General features: G+C 59.9%; 10 protein-coding genes and 1 tRNA gene. 5 read left to right on the top strand and 6 right to left on the bottom strand.

Features of this window, described 5'->3' with window-relative positions; translation table 11 throughout:
- The first annotated feature begins 1 nt into the window (after window position 1).
- Window positions 2–1,390 carry a DUF1552 domain-containing protein gene (locus tag ACQCLF_RS02180; protein ID WP_426984665.1) on the top strand — a complete coding sequence of 463 codons (1,389 nt, stop codon included), beginning with the start codon at window positions 2–4 and terminating at the stop codon, window positions 1,388–1,390.
- Window positions 1,391–1,808: 418 nt separating this feature from the next.
- On the opposite strand, the gene ACQCLF_RS02175 is transcribed toward ACQCLF_RS02180, so the two are convergent.
- Window positions 1,809–1,885 (bottom strand) — tRNA-Ile (locus ACQCLF_RS02175).
- A 168-nt stretch (window positions 1,886–2,053) separates the two neighbouring features.
- Between ACQCLF_RS02175 and ACQCLF_RS02170 the strand changes: the two genes are divergently transcribed.
- From ACQCLF_RS02170 to ACQCLF_RS02155, 4 genes are all read left to right on the top strand, one after another.
- Window positions 2,054–2,962: a DUF3014 domain-containing protein gene (locus tag ACQCLF_RS02170; RefSeq protein ID WP_426984664.1), complete on the top strand. Its 909-nt coding sequence runs from the start codon at window positions 2,054–2,056 to the stop codon at window positions 2,960–2,962.
- Window positions 2,963–3,318: 356 nt separating this feature from the next.
- Complete coding sequence (gene nagK / locus ACQCLF_RS02165) at window positions 3,319–4,218, top strand: N-acetylglucosamine kinase (RefSeq protein WP_426984662.1); 900 nt, start codon at window positions 3,319–3,321, stop codon at window positions 4,216–4,218.
- Between the two features lie 50 nt (window positions 4,219–4,268).
- Window positions 4,269–5,603 carry a sugar MFS transporter gene (locus ACQCLF_RS02160; protein WP_426984661.1) on the top strand — a complete coding sequence of 445 codons (1,335 nt, stop codon included), beginning with the start codon at window positions 4,269–4,271 and terminating at the stop codon, window positions 5,601–5,603.
- Between the two features lie 79 nt (window positions 5,604–5,682).
- Entirely contained in the window at window positions 5,683–6,765 is a 1,083-nt protein-coding gene (locus ACQCLF_RS02155) for an acyltransferase family protein (protein ID WP_426984659.1), read from the top strand.
- 75 nt (window positions 6,766–6,840) lie between these two features.
- Here ACQCLF_RS02155 and nagA read toward each other — a convergent pair whose 3' ends face one another.
- The 5 genes from nagA to ACQCLF_RS02130 all read right to left on the bottom strand — a co-directional run bounded on the left by nagA (window position 6,841) and on the right by ACQCLF_RS02130 (window position 12,268).
- Window positions 6,841–7,983 (bottom strand): N-acetylglucosamine-6-phosphate deacetylase, encoded by a 1,143-nt coding sequence (gene nagA, locus ACQCLF_RS02150; protein WP_426984658.1) that lies wholly within the window; start codon window positions 7,981–7,983, stop codon window positions 6,841–6,843.
- A gap of 15 nt (window positions 7,984–7,998) precedes the next feature.
- Window positions 7,999–9,054, bottom strand: a complete 1,056-nt coding sequence (locus ACQCLF_RS02145; protein WP_426984657.1) for an SIS domain-containing protein — start codon at window positions 9,052–9,054, stop codon at window positions 7,999–8,001.
- 104 nt (window positions 9,055–9,158) lie between these two features.
- Window positions 9,159–10,196 carry a LacI family DNA-binding transcriptional regulator gene (locus tag ACQCLF_RS02140; RefSeq protein ID WP_426984656.1) on the bottom strand — a complete coding sequence of 346 codons (1,038 nt, stop codon included), beginning with the start codon at window positions 10,194–10,196 and terminating at the stop codon, window positions 9,159–9,161.
- 96 nt (window positions 10,197–10,292) lie between these two features.
- Window positions 10,293–11,573 carry an ATP-binding protein gene (locus tag ACQCLF_RS02135; protein WP_426984654.1) on the bottom strand — a complete coding sequence of 427 codons (1,281 nt, stop codon included), beginning with the start codon at window positions 11,571–11,573 and terminating at the stop codon, window positions 10,293–10,295.
- Window positions 11,570–12,268 (bottom strand): winged helix-turn-helix domain-containing protein, encoded by a 699-nt coding sequence (locus tag ACQCLF_RS02130; RefSeq protein WP_426985220.1) that lies wholly within the window; start codon window positions 12,266–12,268, stop codon window positions 11,570–11,572. The genes ACQCLF_RS02135 and ACQCLF_RS02130 overlap by 4 nt, the downstream gene beginning before the upstream one ends.
- Window positions 12,269–12,292 lie beyond the last annotated feature (24 nt).

Raw genomic sequence — 12,292 nt, 5'->3', positions numbered from 1 at the left:
CATGAACACACTGACCAATCGATCGCGTCGCCGGTTTCTGATGTCCCTGGCCAAAGGCGGCCTGTTGTTACCCTTTGCCAGCCAACTGTTCGGACAGAAAGTCCTCGCCGCCGAGGGCCTGGCGCAGCGGGTACTGTTTCTCTACTACCCCAACGGCGTGGTGCCCTATAACTGGCGCCCGACCCAGGGCGAGGGCAGTATCGCCGGCTCCCAGGAACTGAGCTTCGGGTTGGGGCCACTCTCACCCTGGCACCAGAACCTGACCGTGCTGCAGAATCTGACCCTGGACATCGGTCAGGGCGCCGGGGCCCACTACAATGACATGCGCGGCATCCTCACCGGCAACAACCAGATCGGCACCGACAGCGCCAGCATCGACCACCTGATTGCCGAACAGCTCGGCGATGAAGGCGTCCTGAGCCTGGGCGTGCGTACCGGGCCCAAATCCGACATCATGATCTCCAAACCCCGGGGCTACAGCACCACCGAAAGGCCCATTCCCAACAACGACCCGAAAGACGTCGCCGACAAACTGGCACTGCGGGTGGGGGACGGCGGTGGCAGTGAACCGGACCCGCAACTGCAGGCCATGTACGACACCCTGCTGTCGGACTTTGACCAGTTGGAAGACGCCACCCTATCGCAAGCACGACAGGATAAACTTGCTCGCCACCGGGAAGCGCTGGTGCGCCTGAAAAACCTCTCGGCCACGCAACTGGGGGACTGCGCCCTCAGCACCGACAAACCCGCTGACCCCTACGCCATGGCGGAACAGCAATTGTCGGCGGACGAGTGGCAACAGTTTCCAACCCTGTGCCGGGCACAGATCGACAATGTGGTGGGTGCTTTCTCCTGTGGCCTGCACCGAATCGCCACCCTGCAACTGTCCAAGGGCGATGAAAACGGCAACCTGGTCAACTACTCCTTCGACGAGTGCTGGCAGATGGCCCAGCAGGCCATGGACCAGGGCATCAAGGCCACCGAGGACGGCGGTGAGGTCACCCCCATTACCCGCTGGTACAACGAGTTCTCCAGCCACAGCGCCTCCCACCGCCCCGGCGATGTGCCCCACACCGCCCAGGTGCGCTGGTACCACTCCCTGCTGGCTTACACCCTGGAACAACTGGATACGGCTGGCTTGCTGAGCGATACCTTGGTGGTAATGTTTTCCGAGGTGGGCGACGGCTCCAAACACGGCGGCGCCGCCGGTGCGGTAACGCTCGCGGGCGGCGCCGGTGGTGCGCTTTCCACCGGCCGCATCATCAACTGCGGGGACGGCATCAACAACGGCTATCGCCGGTTTGGCACTCACGACCTGTTCGGTGACATTGCCCGGCTGATGGGCGTGGGCAGCCTCCCGGAAGCCCACTGGCGAGGGGGCGTTGTATAGTCCCTCACCCTCTCGACGACGACTGCCCCGGTCGGCTCGGGTGCGCCCCCCGAGTCGCGACCGCCGGTACCCGGCAACAGCTTCCAAAACCAGGAAGCTCTATTTTCCTCAAGCATTCTCGTTATGGGCCATTTACTGGCGGCCCAAAGTATGACCGACGTCACACTGCTAGGCCTCAGGTCGCAAAGGCCTCCGTTGCGTCGGGCGCGTTGTTACCGGTACTCCCTGAGTGGAACGTCTCCAAAGGCACTCTCTATGCGATCAGCCTCGGGGGGCGCGGAGCACCCGCGCGCGTGCGCGCCTTCAGGGAGTTTGTGCGCATGGAACTGGAAAAAGAGGGGGAAAAGGACGGAAGGTAGGAAGAATGGAGACGCCAAACTATAGTGTCAAGAACAAGAGGTAAGCCGGAAAAATAAGATGGTGGGCCCAGCAGGACTTGAACCTGCGACCAATCGATTATGAGTCGACTGCTCTAACCAGCTGAGCTATAGGCCCGACGAGGGAGGCCGCATTATAAAGATATGCCCCGGTTGTGACCAGCCCATCCTCAGGTTTAAGCAACTGTGAGTAGAGGGGAGGCGTATACTATGCTACAAATAACAAAGCACACTGAACTGGCGGCGGTCTCTACCGGTCCAAATCGGTACAGTTGAGTTGCCCTGTATGTTAACGAAGAAGGGTTGGAAGATGGCGAACGACGAGCAGAATACTCCCGAAACCCAGCCGGAACGCCGGCGGCCGACCATCACAATTGCCCTGGTGGCCATTGTAGTGGTTGTGATTGTGGCCTTGAGCCTGTATTTCTTCGGGCGCGGGGGCGAAGAGCCCGAACCGGAGCCTTTGCCAGCGCCGACGCAACCGCCGCAACCGACCCCTGAGCCGGAGCCTGAACCCGAGCCGGCACCGGAGCCTGAGCCGGCCCCCCAGCCGGAACCGGAGCCCGAGCCCGAACCACTGCCTTCGCTGGATCAGAGTGATGAGCCGGTGATCGAATCTCTGGAGGAAACCACCGGTAGTGATCAGGTGGAGCGGGTGCTGGTCAACGACGAGTTGATTCGCAAGGTGGTTCGCGCCGTGGCCGCCGCCCAAGAGGGGAAGGTGGTGCATGAATACCGGCCGCTGGTCTCTCCACCCCCGCCGCTGGCGGTGGCTAAAGTGGGCGATGCCCGGACCGAGGTTGAGCAGGAGTACCGCCTGCTTGAGGAAAACTTCGACCGCTACGATGTGTATGTGAATTTGTTGACGAATACGAACCCTGAGCGTCTGGCGAGCTGGTATGAGCGCCATCGCCCTCTGCTGGAAGAGGCGTTTGACGAACACGGCGTTAGCGATGAGGACTTCCATCAGTTGGTGATGAACACGATTGATGAACTGCTGAGTGCACCGGAGCCGCCAGAGGAGATCCGTCTCCAGCGGCCCAAGGTGTTCTACGAATATCGCGATGATCGCCTGGAGAACCTCTCGGACCTTCAAAAGCTGATGATTCGTATCGGGCCCGAGCATCACCGTAAAGTCAAAGCGTACCTGCGCGAGTTGCGCGATGAGTTGGATGCGTTGCCGGCTGACGAGTGAGCACCGGGCAGGCGATGAGAAACCGGGCGAGGGATTTTCGCCCGGTTTTTTTATGTCTGACGAGGCCCGCAAGGCCGGCATGACGCGCGGCGGGCCGGGATTTGAGGCGGTGACGGACGATTCTTGCGGAAAGGAACGGAAATTTGTTTGACAACGTTGTCTCATGTGGTAGAGTTAAATGACCAGTGCAAGTTTCGCTGGAACTCTCTCATCTTTCGGGGCCGGTGTTTCACCGCCCCGCCTTTTTTGAGAGCCTGGATAAACGGAAAGCAGCGTGTCGGCAGGTGGAGACATCGCGCTGTTTTTGGTGGGCCAGATGGGTGGTTGCCCACTGACAGACAATAATGAGGTTTTCTATGGTCAATATCCCAACCGGTAGCCAACTCTACCTGGGAATTGATGGCGGTGGCAGTAAGTGTCAGGCCAGTCTTGTGGATGAGCAGGGGCAAGTGCTGAGTACCGCGTTGGCGGGGCCGGCCAACCCCCTGCACGGCGTGGAGCGTACCCTGCAGTCGATTGAGAGCGCCGCTCGGCGCGCTTTGAAGGAGGTCGGGCTGGGCGAGGAGTCGCTCGGGCGCCTGGTGGTCGGTGCCGGTTTGGCTGGTGTTAACCTGCCGAGCCTCTATAAAGTGGTCAGCGACTGGCCGCATCCCTTTTCCGAATTGCATTTGACGACCGACTTGCGCATTGCCTGCCTGGGCGCCCATCAGCGTGACGATGGCGCGGTGATTGTTACCGGTACTGGTTCCTGTGGCTATGTGCGGGTGGATGGCAAAGACCGCTTGATCGGCGGCCATGGCTTTCCCTACGGAGACCAGGGCAGTGGTGCCTGGATGGGTATGGAAGCGATTAAAGCGGTGCTGCTGGCGTCCGACGGCCTGGGGCCGCAAACCGCGTTGACCGATAGTGTGGCGGACCTGTTGCAGGCGCGTGGCCTGGCCATTGTGGAGCGCATGTCCGGCCGACCATCCAGCGAGTATGCCAAGCTGGCGCCTCTGGTATTTACCGCCGCCGAGGCGGATGACCCGGTGGCTTTCCGGATTGTGACCGAGGGGGCCGACTATGTGAGCGCGATGGCGGACAAACTTTTGTCGTTTCAGCCGGCACGCCTGTCGCTGATTGGTGGCGTGGCGGAGCGAATTACGCCCTGGCTTTCGCCCCAGGTGGCAGAGCGCCTGGCCGAGCCGTTGGGCCCACCCGAGGACGGCGCCGTCCTGTTCGCCCGGCAGCAGCACGCGCTGGCCAAAACCGCTTAAGCGGACACAAGACATTGATAATAACTTAACTGTCGATTCGAGAGGCTTTTATGAGTCAAGAAACCACCGCCCCCAGCAGCCAGAGCAGCGCACTGGTGCCGATGATTATCATCGGTGTGTTGTTTTTTGTGTTCGGGTTTGTCACCTGGTTAAACGGGGCGCTGATTCCGTTTCTGGAGATCGTTTGTGAGCTGAATGGTTTTCAGGCCCTGTTCGTCACTTTTGCGTTTTATATTGCCTACACCGTGATGGCGCTACCAGCGGCTCTGGTGCTGCGGCGCACTGGCTATAAAACCGGGATGGTGCTTGGGCTGGCGGTGATGGCGGTGGGCTCCCTGATTTTCATTCCCGCCGCACAGGCCAGTAACTACGCGATTTTCCTGGTAGCACTGTTCGTGTTGGGCACCGGCCTGACGCTGCTGCAAACCGCATCCAACCCGTACATTGTTCACATTGGCCCGCACGAAAGCGCGGCGATGCGCATGAGCATTATGGGCCTGCTGAACAAGGGAGCAGGTGTGGTAGCGCCCGTGGTGTTCACCGTTTGGGTGCTGACCGGTATGGACCAGTTTCATGAAGACGTCCTGGCGACCTTGACCGCCGATGAGCGCGCCGCCCGGCTGGCGGAGCTGTCCAACCGGCTGGTGGTGCCCTACCTGTATATGGCCGGTGCGCTGGTGGTGCTGATGTTGTTTGTGCATTTCTCGGCGTTGCCTGAATTGAAAACCACAGAGGACGAACCGAGCGAAGACGCCGCGACTGATCGTTTTGGCATTCTGCAGTATCCGCAGGCGGTGCTCGGTGCGCTGGCGTTGTTTACCTACGTGGGTGTGGAAGTGATTGCTGGTGATACGATCGGTTTGTATGGCCGTCGAATGGATGTTGAACACTTTGGGTCTCTCACCTCGTACACCATGACCTTCATGGTGATTGGTTACCTGATCGGTGTGGCCTGTATCCCCCGTTACCTCAGCCAACCCAAAGCGCTGCTTGGCTCAGCCGTGTTCGGTATCCTGTTCTCGGTGGGCGTGTTGTTCGGCTCGGCCGAGAGTGAGTGGATTTCAGAAATGGTGTACGGCTGGACCGGCCTGTTCCCCACAGTGCCGAATACCGTGATGTTTGTTGCTCTGCTGGGCTTGGCTAACGCGTTGTGCTGGCCGGCGATCTGGCCGCTTGCGCTGGCTGATCTTGGCAAATACACCAGTGTCGGCGCAGCGCTGCTGATCATGGGGATTGCCGGTGGTGCGGTGATTCCGCTGGCTTACGGACACTTTGCCGAAACCACAAGCCATCAATCGGCTTACTGGGTCATGTTGCCTTGCTACGCCTACATACTGTTCTACGCCCTCAAAGGGCACAAGATGCGGCACTGGAAAAAGCCCTGACGCTTAACCACTGCTTTCCTCTGCTTGGCCGGTGTGCGCGCCACCCGGCCTTTTTTGTATTTCTTGAGGTATCGGGATCATGTCTTCCAAACAACGCTTTCTGTCGCTGGATGTGATGCGCGGGCTGACGCTCGCGTTGATGATTTTAGTGAATACACCGGGCTCGTGGAGCGCCGTGTATGCGCCGCTGTTGCATGCCGACTGGCACGGTGCCACGCCGACGGATTTCGTTTTTCCGTTCTTTCTGTTTATCGTCGGATCGGCCCTGTTTTTTTCCAGTCGGTCACGCACCACCATGAGCACGTCTGCCCGTTTGATGAAAATTGTTTGGCGCAGTGCGATCATTTTTCTGATTGGTGTTTTGCTGAACTGGTTTCCGTTCACCAGCAGCCTGGCCGAGTTGAGAATTCCCGGTGTTCTCCAGCGGATTGCTCTGGCTTACCTGCTGGCGGCGCCCATCGCGCTGTTTGTGCCCGGGACGATTCGCCTGGTCGTTATGGCCGGGTTGCTGTTGGGCTATTGGGCGCTGCTGCAATTGGGGCAAGATCCCTACAGCGTGACTGGCTCGGTCGTTCGGCAGGTCGACCTTTGGGTGTTTGGTGCTGATCATGTCTGGCAGGGCAAAGGGGTCGCGTTTGATCCGGAAGGGCTGCTATCCACGCTGCCGGCGGTGGTGACCGCGCTGTTGGGCTTTGAGGCGACCCGCCTGCTGGTGACGGCGGAGTCGCGTCGCAAAGGTCTGATGCAACTGGGGATTCTCGGGGCGGTGCTGGTGGTGTTGAGCCTGATCTGGCACCCCTTCTTCCCGATCAATAAATACCTCTGGACCAGTTCTTTTGTGTTACTGACCGGTGGCGCGGCAACACTAGTGCTGGTGGGGCTGGTGCTGCTGGAACCCTGGCGGGGGATTCAACCGGTGTATCGTGCGTTTGCGATGCTCGGGCAGAACCCGCTGTTTATTTATGTGTTGTCAATTCTGTGGGCCAAAGTTTTGTACATGATCCCTGTGGGAGATGTGTCGGCCTACCAGTGGATCTACCTGCAGTTCAGTGAGTTGCTCAGCCCTAAAAATGCGTCTTTATTGTTTGCGTTGTTGAGCGTGGCAGTAATGTGGCTGGTTGCCTGGTGGCTGGCGCGGAAGCGCATTGTGATTTCTATTTAGTCACGGTTTTAACTAGGGTCAGGAACCCGGGTGGGAACACCCGGGTTTTTTTATGGCTAAAAACCGATAAACGTATCAAGCGCTTAACAGTTGGCCATCGATCCAGCTATGGTGAAGGTGCAATTGTTCGTCCACGGCCAGCAGGTTTGCCCTATAGCCGGAAGCGAGTCGACCCAATTCATTGCCCCGGCCGATCATTTGCGCCGGGTACAAGCTGGCCATGCGCAGAGCTTCCGCCAGCGGCAGTCCGACACTCTCCACCGTATTGCGAACGGCGCTGAGCATGTCCAAATCCGAGCCTGCCAGGGTGCCATCAGCAGAGGCGCAGCGACCGTTTTCGGCGCGAATTTCTTCGCCCTTGAGTACAAACCGTTTGTCTTCGGCGCCGACGGTTGGCATGGCATCGGTCACCAGAATCATCTTGCCGGGCGCTTTGGCGGCGACGGCGACTTTCAGCGTGGTGGCGTGTACGTGGTAGCCGTCTACGATGAGTCCGCACCAGCTTTCTGGGTCTTCCAGTGCGGCGCCCACGACGCCGGGCTCGCGACTGCTCATCGGCGTCATGGCGTTGAACAAGTGGGTGAAGCTGCGCACGCCGGCGTTCAGTGCGGTACGGGTTTGCTCATAGTCGGCGGCGGTATGGCCAGCGGCCACCATGGCACCACGGCTGACCAGTTCGCGGATCAATTCGGGCGTAGTGCGCTCCGGTGCCAGGGTTACCAGCGTAAAACCGTTGTCCAGGCTGCTCATCAGCTTGACCGTGTCCGGTGTCAGTCGCTGGAATTTGGTTTCGTCGTGAACCCCTTTGCGGGCCGGGTTGAGAAACGGGCCTTCCAGGTGAATACCGAGAATACCCGGGACTTGCTCTTCGATAGCCTGGCGCACGGCGGCCACGGCTTTTTCCACCACGCTCAGATCATCACTGATCAGCGTGGGCAGCAGGCCCGTGGTGCCGTAGGCCCGGTGTGCCTCGCCGATGGTTCTTAAGGCTTCGACGGTGGGGGCATCATTGAACAGTACACCGCCACCACCATTCACCTGAGTGTCGATCAGCCCAGGGACCAGTTTTAAGCCGGCGAGGTCGCGAGGGGTATATTCCGTAGGCACATCACGGTTGGGCACGATAGCTGTTATACGCTCTCCATCCAGCAGCAGAGCCTGATCATTCAGCCATTCTTCGCCGGTAAAAAGGGTGGCGTTCAGCAAAGCCTGTTTCATTCGCGAGTTCTCCGGCTACACCGTTTCGGTGACTTTGTTCAGGTGAGGGGGCTCATCCGGATGATACCCGCGAGCGATGGACAATGCATTGGCCATGCGGTAGAAACTCTGGATCGCCAGAATGGGTGCGACGAGAGGATGGCTGCTTGGCACGACGGGCAACTGGTCGCTGGAGGAGGCTTCGCTGGCCATCATGACCCGGGCGCCGCGCTGGCGAAATTCCTCGGCCAGGCTCTCCATGCCCTGCAGGGTTTCATCGGGCTGACTGATGACCAGTACCGGAAAGTCGCGATCGACGATGGCCATGGGGCCGTGTTTGACTTCGGCGGAGCTGAACGCCTCGGCATGCAGCCCGCAGGTTTCCTTGAGTTTCAGCGCTGCTTCCTGGGCGATGCCAAACCCGATACCACGGCCAATCACGAACAGGTTGCGCACCGGCGTGAGCGTTTCCACAGCGGTGGACCAGTCCAGCTCCCATGCCTGGGCCAACGCGTCCGGCAGGGTGCCGACGACAGCTTTGAGCCGCTCGCTGTCACTCCACTCGGTGACCAGTTGCAACAGTGCGGCCAGGCTGGCGATGTAGGATTTAGTGGCTGCCACGCTCAGTTCTGGACCCGCGTGCAAGGGCAACACCAGGTCGGCGAGTTCGGCGAGGGGGGAGTCTTCCACATTGACCAGCGCCAGCGTCAGGGCACCGGCGGCTTTGGCGCGCTCGACGTTGGCGAGCAGGTCCGGGCTTTTCCCGGACTGGGAAATTGCAATGTACAAAACACCGTCCAGTTGTTGTGGGCGCTGGTAGACGGAGCCCACTGACGGTGCGGCAGAAGCCGTGATCAAGCCAATTTGCGTCTCGATCAGGTATTTGGCGTAGGTGCAGGCATGATCGGAGCTGCCGCGGGCGCAGGTGACCACGGCGCGGGGTTTGTATTCGCGGATCTTCCCGGCGGCTTCCCGAACCCGTTCGGCATTGGCGGCAAATTGCCGGCGTACTACGCTGGCGGCTTCCGCGGCCTCCTTGAACATGCGGGTGTCTTCGGGTTTCGGGGCCGTTTGGGGGCGCTGGGTAGTCATGGATTCTCCTGTGGCATGCGGGCCTTGAAGTAAAGCTTGTTGTTGCCGATAAGACAACGTTGTCTGTTTGATATTGTGCGCTTTCTGCGCACCAAAGTAAAGCGTCAGGCGTCGGAGCGGCGCCCCGCAGGGGGGCAGGAGGAGTCGCGCACGATTAACTGGGGGTAGAACCCTTCACTTTCCGCCGGTTTATCGCCTTTGCGATGTCGAATCTGGGAGATCAGGAGGCGAGTGGCGGTGCGGGCAATCTCGGCATTGGGCTGCTGGGCGGTGGTCAGGTTGGGCCAGGACTGCCGGGAAAACGGGCTGTCCTCGAAGCCCACGATGGAGAGATCCCGCGGGACATCCACGCCGCTGAGGCGGGCGGCAAACAGGGTGCCGGCCGCAATTTCGTCATTACAGGCGAACACCGCCGTGGGTGTGGGCGAGAGGGACAGTAACTGGCGTGTGCGTTTGACGCCGGACTCGAACGCGTACTCGCCTTCAATAATCAGCTTCTTTTTCACCTTGAGGTGATTTTCCTGTAACGCTTGCTGATAACCGGCCAGCCGTTCGCTGCTGGATTTGTGTTCTTCCTCGCCTCCGAGAAAGGCGATTTCGGTATGTCCGAGATCAATCAGGTATTGAGTGATTTTGTAGGCCGCCGTGCGGTCGTCGATGAACACGCAGGGAGAATGATCGTCGGGTGGCTCGGATCCCGACAGAATGCGCACAAACCGAACGTTGCGCTCACTCAGGGCGGAGAGTACCTCGGGCATTTCCGACATGGGCGGTGTCAGTACCAGTCCGCCCACCCGGCTGCGATCCACCATGCCGAAAATCTCATCGAGCAGGGTGGGCGATTTGGCATCGCAGGGGTGAATCACTAATTCATAGTCCTGGCGGCGGCACTCTTCGAGAATCCCGCGTTGCATCTCGATCACGTAGTTGCTGTTCGGGTTGTCATAAATGTAACCGATGGAAGAGGCCGCGCCCCGCAATACCCGCGCGGAAAGGTTAGGCTGGTAATTCAGGGCCTTGATGGACTTCCAGACCTTGTCCTGCAGTTCCTGGCCAACGGTACTTTCCCGGTTGATGACCCGGGACACTGTTTTGAAGGAAACGCCGGCGTGCTTGGCAACGTCTTTGATGGTGGGCTTCATCGCGTGCTGGACTCGTTATTGAGTGTCTGATTTTATGATGGGCGGTTTGGACTTTGAGCGCGTGTACTATAGCACAATCACGTCCGACCAACGGTGCTAGCCTGACTTGGCAGCCCAGCGAAGAGTGAACCGGGCACCGCCCTGCGGGGAGGAGCCCACTTCCACCCTTCCTCGGTGCCACTGCATGACGCGCTGGACAATTGCCAGCCCCAGCCCGAATCCCGCGGTCTGATGTTCGGGATCTTCCCGAAGCCTCACAAATGACTCGAATACACGATGTCGGTCTTCGGGGGGAATACCGGGCCCGTCATCCTCCACGCTGAGGACGAACTCGCCATTGGCAGCGTGCAGGGTAACGTCAATGCGTGTTCTGGTGTAGCGCAGGGCATTTTGCAGTAGGTTGTGCAGTACCCGCTCCAACAGCGGCCAGTCACACACCACGGGTTCTCCAATGGCGCCCATATGAAGATGAAGGGCCGGTGGGTGAGGCTGGTGATCCGTCAAGCGCTCCCACAGGTCTTTCACCAGCCCCGGCATATCGCCGGAGGTGAAATACAGGGTGGGCTCCTGATCGTAGCGGGCGTAGTTCAGTAGTTGGGTGACCAGTTGGTCCATTTCCGTCACGTCGGCTTTCAGGCTTTGCAGCTTACCGTGCAGGTTGTCCGGGTCGCGGCTGGCTTCGGCCATCTCCAAAGCGAATTTCATGCGGGCCAGCGGCGTGCGCAGCTCATGGGACACCGCATGGGTCATCTCGCGCTGGGAGCGCAGCAGGCCACGGACGCGCTCGGCCATGCGGTTGAATGTCTGGCCCAGTCGGCGGGCCGCAGAGTAACCGCTCAGGCTCACCAGGGGGGCTTCCGGGTTGCGTCCCAGTTCTTCGGCGTGGTTGGCCAGCACGTCCAGATCGCGGCTCAGTGGCCAGAGCCAGAAGAAAATCACGGCGGCCAGTGCGCCGTAAAACAGCAGGCCGAGCAAGGCTTCCAAGCGCCGTGAACTTTCCGTTGTCACCTCGCTGATCACAATGACTTGAGGCGCATTGAGCAGCTTGCGGTAGTGGTAAAGGTTGCCGTCATCGTCTTCGAAGGAGAGGTATTCGCCGGCCTGCAAGCGCTCTTTGATGGGATCGCCGGAAATGGTTTCCAGTGGCACCAGACGCACGTCGGCCAGGCCCTGGCTGGCAAGCTGGTGGATTAACTCACGGGTTTGCTCCAGGGGACGATTCGTAGCGGCCAGTTGCAGGGTTTCCGACAGGACGGCCCCTGGCGGCGTGCTGGGGTGCTCCGACTGGTAGGCACTCCACAGTTGATCCAACGTCCACCCCAGTCCGAGTATGGCCAGAACCAGCAGCAGATAAAGCGAGAGAAAGGCGCGTTTCAAGCGTCGCCCCAGGCTTCGGCAATAAACAGGTACCCTCGGCCCCAGATGGTTTTAATACGCTCGGGGTTGTCCGGGTTGTCGCCCAGCTTTTTGCGCAACTGCGACACGCGAACGTCAATCGTCCGGTCCATGCCATCATAGGGGCGGCCATACAGCTCTCGAAACAGGAAGTCTCGGCCAATGACCTCTCCGGCACGCTGCGCCAGCAGCCACAGCAAATCGAATTCGTGGCTGGAGAGTTTCACGGGCTGGCCGTTGAACTGGACGCTGCGCGAGCCACCGTGGATATCAAGGCCTCCGAAGGAGAGTGTCTGGGAGGCGCTGGCCCCGCCGGACTCCACGCGACGCAACAAGGCTCGAATACGTGCGAGCAGGATGCGGGGTTCGGCGGGTTTGATGACGTAGTCGTCAGCGCCGAATTCCAGCCCCAGGATTTGGTCGGCATCCTCGTTGCGGGCGGTCAGCATCATAATGGGGCCGTGAAAGCCTTGCCGCAATTCGCGGCACAACGTCAGCCCGTCCTTGCCGGGGAGCATGATGTCGAGGATCAGCAGGTCGGGACGAAGCTGCCGCACCTGTTCGGGAACGCGGTCTCCACGGCCTTCCAGGGTAACGCGAAAGCCGTTATCGGAGAGATAGTCCCGTACCAGAGAGGCGAGTCGGTGGTCATCTTCAGCGAGCAGAATGTGTTGCATGATCGGTCCGGTGCTGGTCGTGGG

The organism is Marinimicrobium sp. ARAG 43.8 (assembly GCF_050113635.1).
Lineage (GTDB): Bacteria > Pseudomonadota > Gammaproteobacteria > Pseudomonadales > Cellvibrionaceae > Marinimicrobium.
Note: the sequence above shows the minus strand (reverse complement) of the source record. Positions and strands in the feature narration are given on the sequence as shown.

Coding starts and splice junctions, on each gene's coding strand:
- ACQCLF_RS02180 (WP_426984665.1), top strand. CDS start 2: ATGAACACACTGACCAATCGATCGCGTCGCCGGTTTCTGATGTCCCTG.
- ACQCLF_RS02170 (WP_426984664.1), top strand. CDS start 2,054: ATGTTAACGAAGAAGGGTTGGAAGATGGCGAACGACGAGCAGAATACT.
- nagK (WP_426984662.1), top strand. CDS start 3,319: ATGGTCAATATCCCAACCGGTAGCCAACTCTACCTGGGAATTGATGGC.
- ACQCLF_RS02160 (WP_426984661.1), top strand. CDS start 4,269: ATGAGTCAAGAAACCACCGCCCCCAGCAGCCAGAGCAGCGCACTGGTG.
- ACQCLF_RS02155 (WP_426984659.1), top strand. CDS start 5,683: ATGTCTTCCAAACAACGCTTTCTGTCGCTGGATGTGATGCGCGGGCTG.
- nagA (WP_426984658.1), bottom strand. CDS start 7,983: ATGAAACAGGCTTTGCTGAACGCCACCCTTTTTACCGGCGAAGAATGG.
- ACQCLF_RS02145 (WP_426984657.1), bottom strand. CDS start 9,054: ATGACTACCCAGCGCCCCCAAACGGCCCCGAAACCCGAAGACACCCGC.
- ACQCLF_RS02140 (WP_426984656.1), bottom strand. CDS start 10,196: ATGAAGCCCACCATCAAAGACGTTGCCAAGCACGCCGGCGTTTCCTTC.
- ACQCLF_RS02130 (WP_426985220.1), bottom strand. CDS start 12,268: ATGCAACACATTCTGCTCGCTGAAGATGACCACCGACTCGCCTCTCTG.